At 70.3% G+C, this 19888-nt stretch carries 17 protein-coding genes; 8 read left to right on the top strand and 9 right to left on the bottom strand.

What is annotated here, in order from left to right:
• Positions 1-277 precede the first annotated feature (277 nt).
• The 5 genes from AC5L30_RS27190 to AC5L30_RS27170 form a co-directional block, all read right to left on the bottom strand.
• Entirely contained in the window at positions 278-1477 is a 1200-nt protein-coding gene (locus AC5L30_RS27190) for a right-handed parallel beta-helix repeat-containing protein (protein ID WP_494870575.1), read from the bottom strand.
• Between the two features lie 203 nt (positions 1478-1680).
• Positions 1681-2598, bottom strand: coding sequence for a manganese catalase (locus tag AC5L30_RS27185; RefSeq protein WP_494870565.1), 918 nt, complete (start codon positions 2596-2598; stop codon positions 1681-1683).
• A 97-nt stretch (positions 2599-2695) separates the two neighbouring features.
• Entirely contained in the window at positions 2696-4006 is a 1311-nt protein-coding gene (locus AC5L30_RS27180; protein ID WP_494870563.1) for a M20/M25/M40 family metallo-hydrolase, read from the bottom strand.
• Positions 4007-4148: 142 nt separating this feature from the next.
• Positions 4149-5291, bottom strand: a complete 1143-nt coding sequence (locus tag AC5L30_RS27175; RefSeq protein WP_494870561.1) for a carboxylate-amine ligase — start codon at positions 5289-5291, stop codon at positions 4149-4151.
• A 323-nt stretch (positions 5292-5614) separates the two neighbouring features.
• Positions 5615-6901, bottom strand: a complete 1287-nt coding sequence (locus AC5L30_RS27170; RefSeq protein WP_494870560.1) for a cytochrome P450 — start codon at positions 6899-6901, stop codon at positions 5615-5617.
• A gap of 177 nt (positions 6902-7078) precedes the next feature.
• Between AC5L30_RS27170 and AC5L30_RS27165 the strand changes: the two genes are divergently transcribed.
• The 5 genes from AC5L30_RS27165 to AC5L30_RS27145 all read left to right on the top strand — a co-directional run bounded on the left by AC5L30_RS27165 (position 7079) and on the right by AC5L30_RS27145 (position 11380).
• A complete protein-coding gene (locus AC5L30_RS27165) occupies positions 7079-7840 on the top strand; it encodes a cyclase family protein (protein WP_494870559.1) in 762 nt (253 codons plus the stop codon).
• Positions 7841-7852: 12 nt separating this feature from the next.
• Positions 7853-9496 (top strand): thiamine pyrophosphate-binding protein, encoded by a 1644-nt coding sequence (locus AC5L30_RS27160; RefSeq protein WP_494870557.1) that lies wholly within the window; start codon positions 7853-7855, stop codon positions 9494-9496.
• 95 nt (positions 9497-9591) lie between these two features.
• A complete protein-coding gene (locus AC5L30_RS27155) occupies positions 9592-9975 on the top strand; it encodes a VOC family protein (protein ID WP_494870556.1) in 384 nt (127 codons plus the stop codon).
• Between the two features lie 389 nt (positions 9976-10364).
• Complete coding sequence (locus AC5L30_RS27150) at positions 10365-11078, top strand: GAF and ANTAR domain-containing protein (RefSeq protein ID WP_494870555.1); 714 nt, start codon at positions 10365-10367, stop codon at positions 11076-11078.
• A gap of 119 nt (positions 11079-11197) precedes the next feature.
• Complete coding sequence (locus AC5L30_RS27145) at positions 11198-11380, top strand: ribonuclease (protein ID WP_494870554.1); 183 nt, start codon at positions 11198-11200, stop codon at positions 11378-11380.
• A gap of 330 nt (positions 11381-11710) precedes the next feature.
• Here AC5L30_RS27145 and AC5L30_RS27140 read toward each other — a convergent pair whose 3' ends face one another.
• From AC5L30_RS27140 to AC5L30_RS27125, 4 genes are all read right to left on the bottom strand, one after another.
• Positions 11711-12118 carry a four-helix bundle copper-binding protein gene (locus tag AC5L30_RS27140; RefSeq protein ID WP_494870552.1) on the bottom strand — a complete coding sequence of 136 codons (408 nt, stop codon included), beginning with the start codon at positions 12116-12118 and terminating at the stop codon, positions 11711-11713.
• Between the two features lie 78 nt (positions 12119-12196).
• A complete protein-coding gene (locus AC5L30_RS27135; RefSeq protein ID WP_494870551.1) occupies positions 12197-12709 on the bottom strand; it encodes a hypothetical protein in 513 nt (170 codons plus the stop codon).
• 3 nt (positions 12710-12712) lie between these two features.
• Positions 12713-15148, bottom strand: coding sequence for a molybdopterin oxidoreductase family protein (locus AC5L30_RS27130; RefSeq protein ID WP_494870549.1), 2436 nt, complete (start codon positions 15146-15148; stop codon positions 12713-12715).
• 169 nt (positions 15149-15317) lie between these two features.
• Positions 15318-17144 (bottom strand): thiamine pyrophosphate-requiring protein, encoded by a 1827-nt coding sequence (locus AC5L30_RS27125; RefSeq protein ID WP_494870548.1) that lies wholly within the window; start codon positions 17142-17144, stop codon positions 15318-15320.
• A gap of 222 nt (positions 17145-17366) precedes the next feature.
• On the opposite strand from AC5L30_RS27125, the gene AC5L30_RS27120 reads away from it, so the two are divergent.
• The 3 genes from AC5L30_RS27120 to AC5L30_RS27110 are packed head-to-tail and all read left to right on the top strand — an operon-like array spanning position 17367 to position 19868.
• Positions 17367-17762, top strand: coding sequence for an STAS domain-containing protein (locus tag AC5L30_RS27120; protein WP_494870547.1), 396 nt, complete (start codon positions 17367-17369; stop codon positions 17760-17762).
• Positions 17763-17820: 58 nt separating this feature from the next.
• Positions 17821-18627 carry an alpha/beta fold hydrolase gene (locus tag AC5L30_RS27115; RefSeq protein WP_494870546.1) on the top strand — a complete coding sequence of 269 codons (807 nt, stop codon included), beginning with the start codon at positions 17821-17823 and terminating at the stop codon, positions 18625-18627.
• The gene (locus tag AC5L30_RS27110) at positions 18624-19868 is read left to right on the top strand and encodes a PP2C family protein-serine/threonine phosphatase (protein WP_494870544.1); all 1245 of its coding nucleotides are present in this window, start codon (positions 18624-18626) and stop codon (positions 19866-19868) included. The genes AC5L30_RS27115 and AC5L30_RS27110 overlap by 4 nt, the downstream gene beginning before the upstream one ends.
• Positions 19869-19888: the final 20 nt, after the last annotated feature.

Raw genomic sequence — 19888 nt, 5'->3', positions numbered from 1 at the left:
CACGCCGGGCAGGTCACAGAAACGAACGTCGACGAACTTCACGTCCTCGTTCTTGAGGTATCGCAGCAGTTCCTCGGAATTGGCGAACATCAGTCCCCCGAAAGACGTGGTCCGATCATGCCCGGTGTGGTGGGCGTGCCCGACCCGGTCGGCACAGCCCGCCTCGACCGTAAACGGCGGCGGCGGCGCGCGCCGCCGTTTGTTCGGCTTCGCCCGTTGTCGTCCCGTGAGCGGGAGCCGGCGGCCTGTGTTCAGGCCCCGCCGGCCGATCGTCAGATCACTGGTCGCCGTGGTTGCCCTCCCAGTGGCCGCCTCCGGGGGGAGCGTCGGTCTGGATCGCGAACCGGTTGCCGTCGAGGTCGTTCTCCACGACCCGGCAATTGACGCAGTCACCCCGACGGGTGATCAGGATTCCGTGGGTCTGGGTGTGGGACTTGATGTCGCGGATCAGGTTGCCCCGAATGGTCACCGAGTCGGCAGCCGCGTTGATCATGATGCCGGCCCGGCTGGTGGGAGCGGCCGGCAGTTCGTACGGCGTTCCGGGCGGGGGTGTGTCGGCACTCCAACTGTTGGCGCTGCCGGGGCGGATCGGGGTGAGGGTCAGGGTGGTGGCGTCGTTGGCGGCCACGACGGCGTACCGGTGGCCGACGCGGAGCACCTTGCCGCGGTGGCCGTCGTCAGGCCAGCTCACACGCTGGTCCACCAGGGTGTTCTGGCTGTAGCGGACCGATTCTCCACCCCCCCTCGGCGGCGGCCTGATTGCCATCACGAGGTCCTGGTGGTGGTAGCCGTAGCGGCCGTTGCCGGTGATCCGGTTGCCCCGCACCGTGTAGGGGCCGGCGGTGTTACCGATGCTGACTCCGTCACGCAGATTGCCGTCGAGGACGCAGTCGGTGAGCAGGCCGCCCTTGCCCGGGATGCCGGTGGTGCCCTTCGCCGACACCTGGAAGCCAGCCTCCAGGTTTCCGGTCATCGTGCATCCGGTGACGATGGGACCGTCGGCGCCCCAGTCGGAAATGCCGAACCGGTTCGCCTCGGCGTGACAGCCGACGATCCTGATCCCGCGCGGCTGGGGTCGATCGATGCCCGCGCCGCCCATCTCCATGCCGTTGTCGATCCGGCCGCACTCGAGCACCCGGACCGCCTGGATCAGGGTGTCCTGGAGGAAGTCACAGCCGAAGCCGGTGGCGGCGGTGTGGTGGATGAACAGATTTCGAAACAGGCATCCGGTCACGTACTGCAACCCGAGCCCCTTGGCCAGCGGGTCGTACGCCGGCTGCGCCACCCCCGACCCGTCGATCTCGAAGTCCGCGAAGGTGCAGTAGGCGAGATGACGCTCCGGACTCGCGCCCTGCAGCTGGGCGGTGTAGAAGGCCAGCGGTACCGCCTGGGACCGGTTGCCCTCATTGCTCAGGACGAACCGGGTGGCGCCAGCGTTGCAGAGCAGCGGTGCCCCGGCCACGGGGTACGGACGCACTCCCGGGCTGGCCGGGGTCACCGGGCTCGGCACCGAAATCTCTCCCCTCGTGACCGCCGGTGGGCGACCGGTCCCTCAGCCTCGATCCGGCCTGGAGCCTGCGAGCTGGCCTGCTCCGACGGTACGGCGATCCACGCCCACCGACGGGTCAATCGCGGCGAACGTCCCACCCCGTCCTTCGGACGGAGACCGACGCGCGAGGGTTACTCCAGAGCGTCCTTGACCTTCTTCACGACGTTGGTGAGCCCCTGCTGGTGGGCGCCAGCGGCGTTGCCCGGCTTGCCCGGCCCCTGCGAGCCGTCGTAGGTGACGAACAGCTTCGGGTCCGGTGGTGGGGGCAGCGGCGTGTCGTCGGTCAGCGCGACCGGTTCGGACAGGCAGTCCAGATCCGGTCCGCCGATGAGGCTGGGACCCTGCGCCCAGCGGCCTTCGCAGGCACGGCTGTCGGTGCCGAAGCTCCAGAAGGTGTGGTTGTGATCGGCGTTCTCCTGGTCGCCGTGGGAATTCTCGATGCCGTGCTCGACGTAGCCGTCGGCGATGAGCTGCTCGATGCCGAGCAGCCACTGCTGCTGGTGGTAGGTGTCGCGGGCAAGGTTGAAGCGCAGCATCTCCTTCACGCCCGGGTCGTCCGTCATGCCCATCACCCGGCTGGTCTGCAGCCGACTCTGCGCCTCGGCGGCGACGTTGGAGCGGAAGTCGGCGAGCAGGTTGCCGCTGGCGACGATGTAGCCGGCGTTCCACGGCACACCCTGGCTGTCACGAGGCAGCGGACCGCCCCCGCCGACAATCGCGTGCTGCGGGTTCATGCCGCCGATGACGGCCGCGAGCACCGGATTGGCGGCCACGGCCTTCTCGGTGGTCTCGGCGGGGGCGCCTTCGAGCAGCCGGGCCAGCATGGTGGTGAGCATTTCGACGTGACCGATCTCCTCGGTCCCGATGTCCATGATCATGTCTTTGTACTTGCCGGGCACCCGGCAGGTCCAGCCCTGCCACAGGTACTGCATCATCACGGTCATCTCGCCGAACTGCCCGCCAAGAATCTCCTGGAGCTTCATGGCGAACAAGGCGTCGGGCTTCTCGGGCTTGGCTTGGAACTGCAGATGCTGGTCGTGGCGGAACACTGCGTTCTCCGATCGTGGCCAGCGCCGCCCTGCGCGGCGCTGGCCTTCCTGTTCCCCGCCCGGCGGCCCCCCGGTGCCGCGTCGTGGCCCCACCGGGTCATCGACCGCCTCCGCCCGATGCACCGCCGGCCAACCGGGACCAGAACTGAGCCAGGGTGGCGGCACCGGCCAGCAGCACGTCCACCGCCAGACTCTCGTCGCTGTCGTGCCAGCGGTCCTCGGGCAGGCCGGTGCCGAAGAACAGCACCGGTGCGTCGAGCTTGCGGGCCAGCAGCTCGGCCGGCCCGCCGCCAGCGTTGGCCATCCGACCGACGGGCCGGCCGAAGCCGTCGCCCATCGCCGCGGCGAGCACGGCGACCGCCGGATGGTCGGCCGGTGTCCGGTACGGCTCCTGCGCGGTCTCCTCGGAGACGGTCAGCTGGTACTCGACCCGGTCGCTGATGGTCTCCGCCACCCACCGGCGCAGTTGGTCAGCGACGTCCGCGATCAGCTGGTTCGGCACGGTGCGGATGCTCAGGCTGGCAGTGGCCACGGCGGGCACGGCCGCGCGAGAGGCGCCGGTGATGTCGCCGGTGGCGACGGTGAGCACCTCGCCGGCGGGTCGGGTCCAGAGCCGTTCCAGGACGCTGTATCCGTCCTCGCCGCCGATGCTGCGGGTCTCCGAGCGGGCCAGCCAGTCCTCGTCGCGGTACGGCAGCGCGGCGAGTTCCTCGCGGAAGCGCTCCGGCGGATCGATCACCTCGTCGTAGAAGCCGGGCAGAGTGATGCGGCCCTTGTCGTCGTGCAGCGCGGCGAGCAGCTTGCTCAACTCGACCGCCGGGTTCGGGGCCGGCCCGGAGACCGCGCCGCTGTGCACGTCGCGCAACGGCCCGTACACCTCGATCTCGGCGCTGATCATGCCGCGCAGGCCCATGCAGAGGGCCGGGTGCTCGCGGTGCCACAGCAGCGTGTCGGAGAACAGCACCAGATCGGCGGTCGGTTGGTGCTCATCGAGCAGGTCCGCCAGCGCCGCCGAGCCGGTCTCCTCCTCACCCTCGACAAGCAGCTTGATGTTGACCGCGGGCGCGGTACGCCCGCCGGCCGCCAGGTGCGCCCGCAGACCCCACAGGTGCGCGAGAACCTGACCCTTGGCGTCGGAGGTACCCCGGCCGTAGACCCGCCCGCCCCGCTCGGCGGGCTCGAACGGGGGAGCCTCCTCCCACTGCTCGTCCTTGGCGGCCCGCACGTCGTGGTGGCTGTAGACCAGCACGGTGGGGGCGTCCGAGGCGGCGCACCACTCGGCGTACACGGCGGGGGCACCCTCGCGGTTCCACACCTTGACCACCGGGAACCCCAGGTCGCGCAGGGTGCCGGCCAGCCAGTTCGCCGACCTGAGCACCTCGACCTGACGCTCCGGGAGCCCGGCCACCGACCGGATCCGTACCCACCCGTGAGTTCGTCGATCAGCTGGCGGCGGTGCGCGTCGAGGTAGGCATGGATGTCAGACGTCATGGATACCTCCTGGGGTTCCCTTCGTAACTGGCGGGGCGTCATGAGGGCGTGATGGGTTGTCAGCCGGCGACGGTTCGCTCGGCCACTTCCTGGAGAACCGCTCGTAGGTCTCCCGTGCGGTGCAGAGTGCGACGCTGCCGGATTGCGCCGTTGCCCACCCGGCGGAGCCGGGACAGTCGGACGCGTACGAAATCGAGGTCGTCGTGCTCCCGCAGGGCCGGCTCGACGGAGGTGAACAGGTCACCGACGAGCTCCCAGGCCGGTCGGGCAACGCCGGTCCGCACGTCGGTCAAGGTGCCGTCGAGGCCGCTGTGCGCCGCGTGCCAGTGCGCGGCGGCCACCACGCAGTCACGGACCCGGGGCGCCGGCACCCCGTCGTACGCCTCGGCGACGGCCGTCGCCACCAGGGCGCGGACCAGCGCGGCCACCAGGACCGTGTCGTCGACGTCGGTGCAGACGTCGCTGACCCGCACCTCGACTGTCGGGTACGCCGTCGAGGGGCGGGCGTACCAGTAGACCATCGTCTCGTCCAGCATCAGCTGTGCCGAGATGAGCGCGGCAACCGTCCGGTCGTAGTCCCGGCGGGAGTCGAGGTGGGGCGTCGGCCCGACGCCCGGCCAGCGTTGCAGCTGCACCGACCGCCAACTCGCCTGGCCGGTGTCCCGGCCGTCGTGCAGGGGAGAATTCGCGGTCAGCGCCTGCACCACCGGCAGCCACACCCGTAACCGATTGCAGACCTCGACAGCCAGGTCGGGGTCCGGCACGCCGACGTGCACGTGGCAGCCGCAGACCGCGGGATCACCGGCGATGGGACCGTAGTGCTCGACCATCGCCCGGTAGCGCTCCTGCGGTGGTACCGACCGGTGTGGCTCCGCGACCGGGGTCGCGCCGATCGCCACCAGCCGCGCCCCCGCCGCCGCTGCGGCGACGCCCACGCCGCGTCGGTGCCGCAGCAGGTGGGCCCGGAGGGTGGACAGGTCGGTGCAGACCGGGGTGACCATCTCCACCATGCTGCGCCGCAGCTCGCGTCGAGCCTGGCCCCGCATCGCGGCCGGCAGGGCGCCGACGACCTCATCGGCCACCGGCAGGTTCGCCCCGCTGTCCGGGTCGATGAGGAGGAATTCCTCCTCCACGCCCAAGGTCAGCGGGAGCCGTCCGGCGGGCGGGACGGCGTCGTGACGGGCGAGGGGTGTAGTGACCATGAAAGTTGCCCATCGTCAGGGGTGACACCACACCGGCGTCACCGGGTCAACAGTCGTCGATGTGGCGGGGGAGGAAATCCGGCTCCGCTGGTCGTCGCGACAGTCGGGCCTCAAGCGCTTCAGACCGTCACTCGTGGGAGTCGACGACAAGATTGAGGTACCGAGCCGCGCTGCTCCGTGAGCAGACTGACGGCCCGTGCACCTACCCGACATCCCGCTCCCGCTGTTCACCGACTGCCTCCGTACCGCGCGAGACGCGGCAGGAGAGCCTTGCAGGGCGCGTGTCTTGACCCGTTATCTGTCCCTACCCCCGGAAGTCGATCTCACACGTGGCGGGTATCCCGTCGGCCGGAGGTCGGCGAAGCGCCGGTCCCGCACACGTCGGTCACGACGAACCGGCTGCGGGGCAGCGTGGGGATTCGGCGCAGCGAGATCGTCAGGTCCTGCTCGGGCACCGTGTAGTCCAGCCGCGCCAACCAGCCGGCGAAGGCCGCGAGCAGGGCCACTGTGACGTCCTCACCCGGGCAGCGGTGTCCGGTACTCGGATCGGCCCCGCCCTGAGGGACGAGCTCGTACGGATCGGGAGTGCGCCCGACGAATCGCCGCGGGTCGAAGCGGTACGGGTCGGGCCACAGTGCCGGGTCGTGGTTCTGACCGTAGATGTCGAGTAGGACGAGCGACCCGGCGGGAACGTGTTGGCCCTGCCAGGTCAGGTCGGTGACCGCTCGGCCACCGACGAACGGGGCGAACGGATAGAAGCGGCGTACCTCGTGGGCGAAGGCGACCGCGTAGCCGCTGTCGCCGGTGCGCAGGTTGTCGCGGTGTTCGGGCCAGCGGTGCAGCGCGTGCGCCGTGAAGGCCACGAACCAGGACACCGCGACGGTGGGACGGATGATGTTGAGCAGCTCGACCGCGGCGAGCTTGGGCTCCACCAGCTGACCGTCCCGGTGGCGGTGCCCAGCGACCGCTTCCAGTGCGGATCCGGCAGGTGCGGTGACAGCGCCCGCGCGGACCTGCTGGACGAGTCCGGCCAGCCAGTCCTCGCGCCGGCCACGGGCACGCCGTGCCCGCCAGTGTCGCGGGCCGAGCGTGGCGAAGCCGTCGACCAGGGCGGTCAGGTCGCGGGCCACGGGCCCGACAGTGGCATCGCCGAGTGGGATTCCGGCCCAGCCGCAGACGCCCTTGGTGATCGCGTGGCTCGCCTCGTCGAAGAGTACGACCGGTCGCCCGTCACCGCTTGTCGCGATCGCCTCGTTCCAGGCCGAACCGACCTGGTCGACCAGTGCGGCAACCCGCCTCGGATCGGTGAGCAGGGACAGGAACAGCGCCTTGCGGTGACGATGGTCCCCGCCGTCGAGGGTGTGCACGGCCCGGTGGCCGAACAACGTTCCCTGTACCGGTTCCGGGATGGCCGCACGCCGACACACGTGCCGTTCGTCGTAGAAGAAACGCACCGCGTCGGGCCCCCGTAGCGCCAGTGCGCGCTGGCCCAGCACACGGGCCCGCACGGCGCATCCGCCTCCATGTCGCAACAACCCGGGCAGCCAGGCGTAGCCGTTGAGCATCGCCCCGAGGGTGTCGTCCAGGTGTGGTCCGCGCTGGTCGGTCATGAGCGGGCAGTGCCCACAACGCCCGGCGCGAAACCCCACCCGACCGACGCGGTGCCCCACCGCCGGGGCGACGATCAGCGGCAGAGCTGCGGCGCCATGTCGCCGCGGAGAGCAACGCGCCAAGTGGCACCGTTCCGACGATCCAACGTGGAGGAAGGGCGGGTGTACCGTCGCCGCATGACGGTGCTCCCGGAGTTTGTCGCCGCTCTTTCCAGTGGCCGGATCCAGGTTGTCGACCTCACCGCTCCGCTCTCGGACCAGACCCCGATCCTGGGTCTGCCCGAGCAGTTCGGCCAGACCTGGCCGTTCCGGCTCAGCGAGATCAGCCGGTACGACGACCGAGGTCCGGCCTGGTACTGGAACAACTTCTCCACCGGCGAGCACACCGGCACCCACTTCGACGCCCCGGTGCACTGGGTCACCGGTCAACAGGGCGCCGACGTGTCGCAGGTTCCGGTGAGCCAGCTGATCGCCCCGGCGGTGGTGATCGACCACGCGGCGGACGCCGCCGACGACCCTGACTTCCTGCTGGAGGTCGATCACGTCAAGGCGTGGGAGGCGGAACACGGCGCCCTGCCCACCGGTGGCTGGTTGCTCTACCGCACCGGCTGGGACGCGTACGGCGACGACCCGGAACGGTACGCCAACGCCGGGCGTACTCCGGGCATCTCCGTGGAGTGCGCCCGCTGGCTGGCCGAGGAGTCGCCGATCCAGGGCGTCGGGGTGGAGACGGTCGGGACCGACGCGGGCGCCGCGCATTCGTTCGACCCGCCGTTCCCGTGCCACTCGTTTCTGCTCGGTCAGGACAAGTACGGCCTGACCCAGCTCCGTAACCTGGCGCAGTTGCCGGCGACCGGCGCGGTGGTGATCGCGGGACCGCTGCCGATCGTCTCCGGGTCGGGCAGCCCGTGTCGGGTCCTCGCGCTGGTCGAACGGTAGGCCGGGCCACCGGTGCGGGTAGCGGAGGTGGTCGGCCGGGTCCTGTACGGGCACGGCGCACGGCACGTCTTCGGGGTGGTCGGCAGTGGCAACTTCCATGTCACCAACGCGCTTGTCGCGGCCGGTGCCCGGTTCGTGGCGGCGGCCCACGAGGGCGGCGCGGCGAGCATGGCCGACGGGTACGCCCGCACCTGCGGGAGGGTGGGGCTGCTCTCGGTGCACCAGGGGCCGGGCGTCACCAACGCGCTGACCGGCCTCACCGAGGCCGCGAAGAGCCGTACCCCGATGGTGGTCCTGGCCCCGGAGGCGACCGCGCCGCGGTCGAACTTCTTCATCGACCTGCCGGCGCTCGCCGCCGCGGTCGGGGCCGACTTCCACCGGGTACGCGCGACGCACGCGGCCGAGGACACGGGCGCGGTCTACCGGGCCGCCGCCCGGGGCGCGACGGTGGTGCTGGGCCTCCCGTTGGAGGTGCAGCAGGCCGTGACCGAACCGTGGTCCGGCCCGGTCCCGGCGGTCGCGCCGGCCTCGGCCACCGCCCCGCGGATCGAGCCGTTGCTGGCCGCGCTCCAGGCCGCCCGTCGACCGGTCTTCATCGCCGGTCGGGGCGCCCGGGCAGCCCGGGAACCGCTGACCCGGCTCGCCGACGCGTGCGGCGCGCTGCTCGCGGTCTCGGCCGCCGCGAAGGGCCTGTTTGCCGGGAACCCGTGGAACGTCGACGTGGCCGGTGGCTTCGCCACCCCGCTCGCCGCCGAGCTGATCGGCTCTGCGGACCTGGTCGTCGCGTGGGGCAGCACGCTGAACATGTGGACCACCCGGCATGGCGAGCTGATCCCATCCTCCGCCGTCGTCGTCCAGGTGGACCACGACCCGACCGCGTTCGGGGTCAATCGCCCGGTCGACCTGACGGTGGCCGGCGAGGTGACGGCGGTCGCCGAGGCATTGCTCGCTCGGCTGGGCGTCGGCTCCACCGCGCCGGTGGACGCCAGCACTGGCGGGTGGCGTACGCCGGAGCTGGCACGGCGGATTCGCGACCACGGCCGGTGGCGGACCGTTCCGTACCAGGATGAGGGCGGCGGTGCCCCGGCGACGATCGATCCGAGGACGCTCTCGGCCGCCCTGGACGACCTGCTGCCGCCCGACCGGACGGTGGTGGTCGACTCCGGCAACTTCATGGGTTACCCCTCGATGTGGCTCGACGTACCGGACGTGGCCGGATTCTGTTTCACCCAGGCGTTCCAGTCGGTCGGGCTCGGCCTGGCCAGCGCGCTCGGCGCGGCGGTCGCCCGCCCGGACCGGCTCACCGTGGCCGCGGTCGGCGACGGTGGCTTCGTCATGTCCGCGACCGAACTGGTCACCGCCGTTCGGCTGGCGCTACCCCTGCTCGTGGTGATCTACGACGACGCGGCGTACGGCGCGGAAGTGCACCATTTCGGTCCGGACGGGCACCCGTTGGAGACGGTCACCTTCCCCGAGACCGATCTGGCCGCGATCGCCCGCGGTTACGGTTGTGACGGGTTGACCGTCCGGACCGTCGACGATCTCGGACCGGTACGCCACTGGCTCGCCGGTCCCACCCGGCCGCTGGTGATCGACGCCAAGGTCTGCGCAGAGCGCGGCGCTTGGTGGCTGGAGGAGGCGTTCCGTGGTCACTGAGCCACCGCCGCCGGGCCCAAGACCGGGCACCATCGCCGCCGGGCGACACCGGTCGGGTCGGTGACAGGGCGTCACAGCTGACGTACGTTGGCGCGGTGGCCACTCTTTGGACCCTGGGATGCGATGCCGACGATCCCCAGCGGATCGCCGCTTTCTGGGCGCTGGCCCTCGGCTACGTCAAGGAGCCCGGTTTCGACGAGCCCGACAACGCGTCCATCGTCGATCCGGACGGCCGGGGTCCGGCCATCAGCTTCCTCAAGGTCCCCGAGGCAAAGTCCGCCAAGAACCGCATGCACATCGACATCCGGGTGGCAGGTCCCGGCTCCACGGACATGGCCAAGCGCGCCCGGTTGATCCGGCAGAAGGTGCCCGACCTGGTTGCCGCCGGCGCGACGGTGGTCCGCGAGGAGTGGTACGGCGACGTTCTCGGCCATGTCGTCATGCGCGACCCCGAGGGCAACGAGTTCTGCGTCGCCTGATGCCATGATCAGGACCGGTGTCCTCGACGGGGCCGGCGTGCGTAGGTCGCTGCAGGCCCCGCTCCGGGGGTCCTAGACCTACGCCGCTTCTTGACGATGGTTCGGTCGACGGTTGCAGGCGTCGACTACAGACCTCCAGCGTACGCGTCTTCACGAACGGCCGGCGATCGTCGCGGGGGGCAGCACGCCGGCACCGCAGGGCGTGAATGACAGCCGAGCTTCCGGTACGGGTAGGCTAGAGACCTGTGGCACGTCGCCTTCGATGGGCGTCGTCGAGACCAGCGTCAAGAAGCGGCGCGGATCCCGGACTCCGCCTGTGGAGTCCTGCAGCGATCCGCGCACCCCACCCCAGGCACCTGGTGGTACGCGCCCTCGTTTAGGACGCTTTGATGACGCACGTCGAACCCATGGACCCGCACGAGGCGTTCGCCGAGCTCGGCCGTATTCGACTCGCCGACGTTGATCTCGACGCCCTGCTGGACAAGATCGCGCTGCTGGCCAAGCGCACGATCCCCGGGGCCAGTGAGGTCAGTGTCACCCTGCTGCACGGCAACAAGCCGCAGACCGCCGCGTTCACCGGCGAGCTCGCCCGCGCCTTGGACGAGCAGCAGTACGAACGTGGCTACGGCCCGTGCCTGCAGGCCGCTGAAAGCACCTCCAGTCTGATGGTGCCGGACACCGGCAGCGAGCAGCGGTGGCCCGGCTGGGCCGAGACCGCCGCCCAGGCCGGCGCGCACAGCTCCCTCTCGGTCGGGCTGCCGGTGCACGAGCCCGTCACCGGTGCGCTGAACATCTACGCCACCACACCGAACGCCTTCGACGACGACGCGATCGCGATCGCTCAGACGTTCGCCGGGTTCGCCGCCGTCGGCCTGGCCAATGCCCACCTGTACGAAACCCAGGCCACCCTGGCCGGGCACATGCAGAAGGCGATGGAGAACCGCGCCGTCATCGAACAGGCCAAAGGCATCATCATGGGCGAGCGCCGTTGCACCCCCGAGCAGGCCTTCGCCATCCTGAGCAAAATGTCGCAGGACACCAATCGCAAAGTGCGCGACGTCGCCTCGGCCATTGTCGAGAACGCACGCCGCCCACAGCCGTAGCAGACTGTTGACGGTGCACCCCGATATCTGGGACGACCGTCCGGAAGACGTGCCAGCTTCGACCAACGGCAGCACCGGCGGGACCGTTTGCTGGTGGACCCGGAGGGTAGGGGGAATCCATGACTACGCCTGAGCAGAGTCAGCAGGAGAGAGCCCTCGAAACTGGCGCGGTGTACCAGGACGCCGAGGGGCGCCGGACGACGGATCCCGGCTCCGGGGCCGCGAATGCCGAGAGCGAGGCCGACCGCAACGCGGAGCACCTGAAGCGGGGCGAGGTCGGCCCGCGCATCCCGGAGGAGTAGCGGGCCGGTGCGGGGGGCGAGGATTCCCGACCGGCGGACGCCGAAGCCGACCGTGACCGGGCAGCCGGCGGGCGGGTGACCCGACCAGGCGCCAGCTGGCCCGCCCCGCCGCCCTTCGGCGGCGGGCAGCGTGGAAGCCGGCGAACCCCGTGCCGACGATGACGCTTGCCAGTACGGTTCCCCTCAACTCGACTGTCGTTCCTCGTCTCGTTCAGGTGGTAACCAACCCCATGCAAGAGGCGGAAACGTCCGCATCCTGGAACCGGGTGCCGGCTGGCGCCGTTTGTGCCTCCAATCGTCGGGAAAGCGGCCGGCACCCCTGCCTGTTGCTCAGCTCATGGTGGCCAACAGGTCCCGGCAGGCCCGCTCGCACGCCCGACACGCCTCGGCGCAGACCCGGCAGTGCTCGTGCTTGTCGGCGTGAGCGGCGCACTCGTCCCCACAGGCATTGCAGGCGGTGGCACACGCCTCCAGCAGACTGCGGCTGATGTTCGCGTCGTAGCCGGTGTGCCGCGACAGCACCCGAGCCGTGGTGGTGCAGATGTCGGCGCAGTCCAGGTCCGTGCGAATGCACTTGGTCAGCTCGGCGACCATGTCTTCGCTCAGGCAGGCGTCCGCACACGCGGTGCAGGCCTGGGCGCAGTCGTTGAGCGCGTCGATCGTCGCCGCCAGCTTCGCGCGGTCCAGGTTGATCGATTTGGGGTACGTCTGCAGCATCGGCATGGTGGTGCTCGGCATCAGGAGTCCCTCTCTCTCGGTTCCTGATGCCCTACCCGAAGAGCCCCGGGACACACCGGGAAGAAGCGGGCGGGCGGCCTAACCGGAGAACCAGCTGACCGGGGCAGGCGGCCGCCTGCCCCGGTCAGCGCCGTCAGTCGGCGACGACGAGCGCCTGGGCGCGGCGGCCTTCATCCGGGTACGCAGCCACTTGAGCTGGATCGCCGTTTCTCCCTCGCAGCGCTGCACGACCGCGAGCAGATCCTCGTCGCGGGCGCCGTAGGCGGCCTGGCCGACCACGGTCCAGGTGATGTCGCACTCGGCGGCCATCAGATAGAGGTCCTGGAGGTCCCGCAGCAGGCCGATGCCGCCGGCCCGGGTGCCGGTGAACAGCTGCGAGTGCAACCGGTCGGGCTCGTCGGGGGCGTCCTCGGAGTAGCGGACCACGAACGGGTGCAACTGTTCGGCGTGTGCGTCGCAGCGCTTCGCCTGCTGCTGGCAGAGGTGCTCGATGTCGGGCTCCTCGGCGTGCGCGTCGGCGATCTCCCGAAACGCGTCCGCCAGGTTGACCTGCGCGCGGTGCAGGAGACCGAGGTAGTGGGCGAGGTGCACGGCTCACTCCTTCCCGCTGGTGGCTTCGGCTGTCGGCCCGCCAACGGTGGGCGGCAGGTCAGCGTCCGCTGGCGGTGCGCTGCCGCCGACCGTCGGCGCCGGCGAGGGTACGCCCCGCCCGTCGGCGAGTTTCGCCACCGCGACGGCGGCGACCTTGAAGAGGGGCTGCTTGGATACCGGATCCCAGGCGGTGATGGTCAGCTCGTTCGCCGCGCGCGGGGTGCGCCCGGCGGGGTCCTGGTCGAAGTAGCCGTAGTGGAACGGCAGGAAGACGACGCCGGGGCGGATGCCGCAGAGCCTGGCGCGGGCCTGGATGGCGCCGCGCGCCGAGGAGACGCCGACCAGGTCGCCCTCGACGATGCCGAACCGGGCCGCGTCGGTGGGGTTGAGCTCCACCCACACGTCCGGGGCCGCCTGGTTGAGTTGAGGGGCGCGGCCGGTCTTGGTGCGGGTGTGGAACTGGTAGACGGTGCGCCCGGTGGTGAGGAGCAGCGGATGCTCGTCGTCGGGCACCTCGGGTGAGGGTTGGTAGTCGACGGTGTGCAGGAACGCCCGCCCGTCCGGTTCCTTGGCCCGGTATTCCGCCTCGGTGAACTCCGCACCGGTGGCCAGGTCCTGGCCGTACGTCTCGCAGTAGTCGGGGTCGGTGTGGAACCGTCCGTCGGTGTAGAGGCGCTCGGTGCCGTCGGGGTGCTCGTCGGTGCACGGCCACTGGATGCCGGAGCCGCCGCGCAGCTTCTCGTAGGTGATGCCGGTGTAGTCGCACGGCCGACCCCGCGAACACTCCTTCCACGCCTCGAACACCTCCTCCGGCCCGGTCCAGTCAATCAGCGGCTGGCCGTCGCGGTCGCGGAAGTCCATCCGGCGGGCGTAGTCGAGGAAGATGTCCAGGTCCGGGCGGGCCTCCCCGGGCGGGTCGACGGCCTTGTCGGAGATGTGCACGGTCCGGTCGACGCTGGTGAACGTGCCGGTCTTCTCGCCCCAGGTGGCGGCGGGCAGCACGACGTCGGCCAGCTCGGCGGTCTCGGTGAGGAAGAGGTCCTGGACCACCACGAACAGCTTCGGCCGGGTCAGGATCTGCCGGATCCGGTGCAGCTCCGGCAGCGAGACGGCCGGGTTGGTGGCGGAGATCCAGAGCAGTTTGATCGAGCCCTGCTCGGCGTACCGGAAGATCTGCATGGCGTGCGTCGGCGGCGCCCAGTGCGGGATGGTGTCCACGTCCACGTTCCACAGCCGGGCCAACTCCTCGATGTGGGCGGTGTTCGCCCAGTTGCGCAGGCCGGGTAGGTCGCCGTCGGCGCCGGTCTCCCGGGTGTTCTGGGCGGTGGGCTGGCCGTTCATCTGGTAGATCCCGGCACCGGGTCGGCCGATCATCCCCCGGATCAGGTGCAGGTTGTTGACGGCACAGGCGGCGGCGGTCGCCTGGTTCGACTGGTAGAAGCCCTGCAACACTGTTGACAGCAGCCGCTGCGAGGTGCCGAGCAGTTCGGCGGCGCGCTCCACATCGGCGGCCGGCACGTCGCAGATGTCGGCGACCCGCTGCGGCGGATAGCCGTCGACGATCCGGCACAACTCCTCGAAACCAAGGGCGTGCGCGTCGACGTAGTCGTGGTCGTACCAGCCCCGGCGGAGGATCTCCCGGAGCAGGCCGTTCATCAGGGCCACGTTGGTGCCGTTACGCACCGCCAGGTGCAGATCGGCCTCCCGGGCGACCGGGGTGGCGCGCGGGTCCACCGCCAGCATCGCCGGTGGGTTGGGGCCACGGCGTCGGTCCAGCATCCGCATCCACAGCACCGTCTGCGTCTCGGCGACGTTGTGACCCCAGAGCGCGATCGCGTCGCAGTGGTCCACATCGGTGTACGAGCCGGGCTGCCCGTCGGTGCCGAAGCTCGCCTTCATCGCCGCCGCCGCGGTGGCCGTGCAGAGCCGGGTGTTGCCGTCCATGTGCGGCGTGCCCAGACCTGCCTTACCGATGACACCCAGCGTGTAGTACTCCTCCAGGAACAGTTGCCCGGTGGTGTAGAAGCCGAAGTGCCCCCACCCACCCGGCCCGTCGAGGAGTTCCTTCGATCGGGCCACGATGCGGCCCATCGCGGTGTCCCAGTCCGACTCGACGAGGCGATCGCCGTCGCGGACCAGCGGTCGGGTCAACCGGTCCGGGCTGTGGTTGGCCTGCCAGCCGTACAGGTCCTTCGGGTCGACCCGGCCCCGGTTGATCCGGTCCACAGCCCGCCCGCGCACCCCGACGATCCGCCCGTCGGCGACGCCGATGTCCAGCGCGTCGCCGTTGGAGTGCAGCACCGACGCCGACTGCACCCACCGGTCCACGTCGGCATCCGTTCGGCCGTCGGCCAGGTACCGGTCCACCCGCACCGGCCACTGCTGCCCCGGCCCGTACGGGGTCCGCTCACCCCACGGGTTGGCGATCCGGTCCACCACGATGTCCTCCTTCCGGTGACGGCGCGGGCGCCGCCCACAGCGGCATCGGCCGGCCCGACACGGTCACCGCCAGCGACCCGGCCACCGCCACGATCCTCATCCCGCTCACCCCCGCTCCGCGTCTGCTCGGAGGCTTCTCCCGAATCTTGTTCGCCATGCCCGCACGCTGTCACCGCGGATCGTCGAAGCCTTCGGTGGCCCGTTCGCGGCGCAGGTGCGCCAGCGCCCGCCGGCCCAGGTCGGTGTCCTCCCGACCGAGCGCCTCGTACATGGTGGCGACCTTCTCGTAGGGCTGCGCGGGCGGAAGCAGCGGGATCGCCGGGTCCACGATCGCCTCGATCAGCATCGGTCGGTCCGCCGACAGGGCCTCGTCCCAAGCCTTGTCGACCTCGCTCGGACTGGTGATCCGGACGCCGCGCAGACCCAGCAACTCGGCCCAGCGGGCGTACGGCGCGTCCGGCAGGCGCTGGGAGTCGACGAAGCGCGGATCGCCCTCCATCTCCCGCTGCTCCCAGCTCACCTCGGCCAGGTCGCGGTTGTGCAGCACCAGCACCACGAACCGGGGGTCCGCCCAGTCTCGCCAGCGGTGCGCGACGGTGAGCAACTCGGCCAACCCGTTCATCTGCATCGCCCCGTCCCCGGCGAGTGCCACCACCGGTCGGTGCGGGGCGGCGAGTTTCGCGGCCAGCCCGTACGGCAGCGCCGAACCCATCGAGGCCAGGGTGCTGGACAGGTGCGCGTCCACACCGACGGGCAGCCGCAGGTGCCGGGCGTACCAGTAGGTCACCGACCCGACATCCACCGCCACCTGCGCGTCTGCGGGTAGCCGGTCGGTGAGGGCGTGCAGGACGTACTGCGGGTTCACCGGCTCCGCCGGAGCTGTCGCCCGCTGTCGGGCGATGTCCCGCCAGCGGGTCACCTCGCCCTCGACACGCTGACGCCAGCTCCGCTCCGACCGGGCGGTCAGCAGCGGCAGCAGCGCCCGGATGGTCTCGGCGGCGTCGCCGAGCAGCGGCACCTCCACTGGGTAGCGCATGCCCAGGCGTCGGCCGTCGATGTCGATCTGCACCGCCCGGGCCTGCCCCGGCGCCGGGTAGAACTCCGACCAGGGGTCGTTGCTGCCGACGATCACCAGGGTGTCGCACTCGTTCATCAGCATGCTGCTGGCGGTGCTGCCCAGGTGGCCCATCACGCCGGTGTGAAAGGGCAGCGCCTCGTCCAGCACCGGCTTGCCCAGCAGCGACGCCGTCACGCCGGCGCCGAGCGCCTCGGCCAGCTCGACCACCTCGCCGACGGCGGCTCGGGCACCCTGCCCCACCAGGATCGCTACCCGCTCCCCGGCGTCGAGCAGGTCCGCGGCTGCCCGCAGATCGTCGGCGCGGGGCCGCAGCTCCGGCACCGGCAACCCGGGGTTGGTCACCATGATCCCGTGCTCCTGCGCACCGAGGTCCGGGGCCGGGGCGGTCTGCACGTCGTGCGGCAGGATCACACAGGTCGGGCTGCGGGTCGCCAGGGCGGTGCGGATCGCCCGGTCGAGCAGCATCGGCAGCTGTTCCGGGGTGTACGCGGTCTGCACGAACTGTGCGCACACATCGCCGTAGAGGCGTACCAGGTCGATCTCCTGCTGGTAGCCGCTGCCCAGCACGGAGGTCACCTGCTGACCGACCAGGGCGAGCACCGGCTGGGAGTCCAGCCGGGCGTCGTAGAGGCCGTTGAGCAGGTGCACCGCGCCCGGTCCCTGGGTCGACAGACACACCCCCAGCCCGCCGGTGTACTTGGCGTGCCCGCAGGCCATGAACGCCGCCGTCTCCTCGTGCCGGGCCTGCACGAACTCCGGCCGACCGGCCCGACGCAGGGCCCCCATCACCCCGTCGATACCGTCCCCGGAGTAGCCGAAGACCCGGCCCACGCCCCAGTCGGCCAACCGGGCCACCACCAGGTCCGACACCGTCGCGTCCGCCACCGTCGCCTCCTCGCCTCGACCGCCTTCCAGCATGTGGCCCTACCCCGACGCCGGCGGACCGAACCGGACGAGCAGCACCTCTTCGGGGATTCTCGCCATCACTGCCGATCGAGACTCGTCCACCGCTCGAATGGTGTCAGCGGCGGACATGGTGGGTAGGGTGGTCGGCGGGTCAAGACATGCGCCCAGGTCCGCCGCCCGCGCCTCGTCGCGCGGGAGGGTCCGACTCACCGATGAACCAGATCGGGAGGCGTCATGTCCATCCTCGAACAACCCACTCGGCAGCACGCTCAGCCCACTCGGCACGACGCGCAGCCCGCCAAACCGATCATGACGCTGGATCTGAACAATGATCGGCACACGCCACTGATCGTCGTTTCCGGCGAGGTCGACATGAGCACCGCTCATCTCATCAGCGAGCTGGCCGAACACGTGATCACCCGGCGACCCGCACGTCTGGTGCTCGATCTCTCCGGGGTGACCTTCTTCAGCGCCCACGGCATCACCGCACTGCTGCGAACACAGCGCGCGGCCGAGTCCGCCGAGGTCGCGTTGGCTCTGCGCGCCGCCGCTCCGTGCGTCACCTACCTGCTGGCAGTGACCAGCACCGGGATAAATCTGGATGTCCCGGTGACCAACGCGAGTCGGTGATCATTCCGGTTGGGAAGCGCCGGTTGGTCCGCAGATGCGGGTGATGGAAGATAGGCGAATGCGTGTACGGAACCGCAACAACGTGGTGCTGACCGGTCGTGAGGGCGGCCCTACCGTTGTGCTCGCGCACGGCTTCGGATGCGATCAGCACATGTGGCGCCAGGTGGCCGCCGAAATCGGACAATGGGCCCAGCTGGTGTTGTTTGATCACGTCGGATCAGGCAAGGCTGATCCGGCGGCCTGGGACGCTGACCGGTACGCCTCCCTGGACGGCTACGCCGATGACGTGCTGAGCATCTGCCAGGACCTCGACCTCCAGCAGCCGATCTTCGTGGGGCATTCGGTCAGTTCGAGCATCGGGGTCCTCGCGGCGAACCGCGAACCGGACCGCTTCTCCGCGCTCGTCCTGGTCACCCCCTCACCGTGCTACATCGACGACGAAAATTACCGAGGCGGTTTCACCCGCGACGACATCGACGACCTGCTCGGTTCACTCGAGAGCAACTACCTCGGCTGGTCGTCGACCATGGCGCCCGTGATCATGGGCAACCCGGAGCGGCCGGAGCTGGGTGAAGAGCTGACGGAGAGTTTCTGTCGGACGGATCCCGCGATGGCGCAGGTGTTCGCCCGTGCGACGTTCCTGTCCGACAACCGCGCGGATCTCGCCGCGGTGAGCGTTCCCACGTTGATCCTGCAATGTGCTCAGGACGCCATCGCGCCGCCCGAAGTCGGCGCGTTCGTGCATGCGCAGATCGCCGGAAGCCGGCTCGTCACCTTGAATGCGACCGGGCATTGCCCGCAGTTGAGCGCGCCGGAGGCCACGGCCGCAGCGATCACGTCATTTGTCAGGGCCGCCTACCGATGACCGCCACTGCGGGGCATGACCCTCATGGCCAAGGTTCAGGCGATGACAGGAGTGCCCAGCCGAGTGAGGTCGGCTTCCCTGCCCTGCTGGAAGACAACCTCGAAGACCTGTACGAGAATGCGCCCTGCGGGCACCTGTCCACCCTCCTGGACGGCACCATCGCCAAAATCAACGGCACCCTGCTGGGCTGGCTCGGCTACCGCCGCGAGGAACTCGTGGGTCAGCGCCGCTTCAGCGATCTCCTCACCGGTGGCGGCCGGATCTACCACGAGACCCACTTCGCGCCGATGCTGGCCATGCAGGGCGAGATCGGCGGTGTGTCCCTCGAGCTTCGCACCAAGGACGGCGCCCGGATGCCGGTCCTCGTCACGTCGATCGTCAAGGCCGGCAGCGAGGGCCAACCCCAACTCATCCGGACGGCGATCTTCGACGCCAAGACACGCCGCGCCTACGAACGAGAGCTCCTCGATGCCCGCAAAGCCGCAGAACGCGAGGACGAACGGCTACGGCATCTGGTCAGCAAGCTGCAACGCAGTCTCCTCCCCGCCGTGCTGCAGACTCCGCCCGGACTTCACAGCGCCGCCTACTACCGGGCGGCGTCCACGGACCAGGTCGGCGGCGATTTTTACGACCTCTTCCCCCTTGTCGACGGCCGCTGGGGGTTCTTCCTCGGCGACGTCAGCGGCAAGGGCGTCGAAGCGGCTGCCGTCACCGCCCTGGCCCGCTATACGTTGCGGGCCGCAACCGTCTACGACCCCGACCCCGCTGCCGCGCTGCACAACCTCAACACCGTGCTCTGGCAGGAATACCGCGAGGACGCACGCTACTGCACCGTCGTGTTCGGCATCCTCACACCCACGACGGCTGGCGGCGGTTTCACCGCGATCATCGCCAGCGGTGGGCACCCGGAGCCACTGCTACTGAGGGTCGATGGCTCGACCCACTACCACCCCACGAAGGGCCGCATCGTGGGGGCCTTCCCGAACTCCCGATACACCAACACCACCGTCGTGGTGAACCCTGGCGACACGTTGCTGCTCTACAGCGACGGACTCACCGAGGCGCGTCCCGTCGGCAGTGAGACCGCCGATGGCCGCTACGGAGCGGCAGCCCTCGCCCGATTCGCCCGCTCTCTCGCGCCCACGACCGCAGCCGCCGCCGTCGCCGCCGTCACCGACCTACTCGATACCTTCGGTGCCGGCCTCACCGACGACACCGCTGTCCTGGCCATCGGCGCCTGACGGTCACGCGCCGCCCGGGA

The sequence above is a fragment of the Micromonospora sp. BQ32 genome (assembly GCF_059358895.1).
The sequence above is the reverse complement of the archived record's forward strand: the minus strand, read 5'-3'. Positions and strand labels throughout refer to the sequence as shown.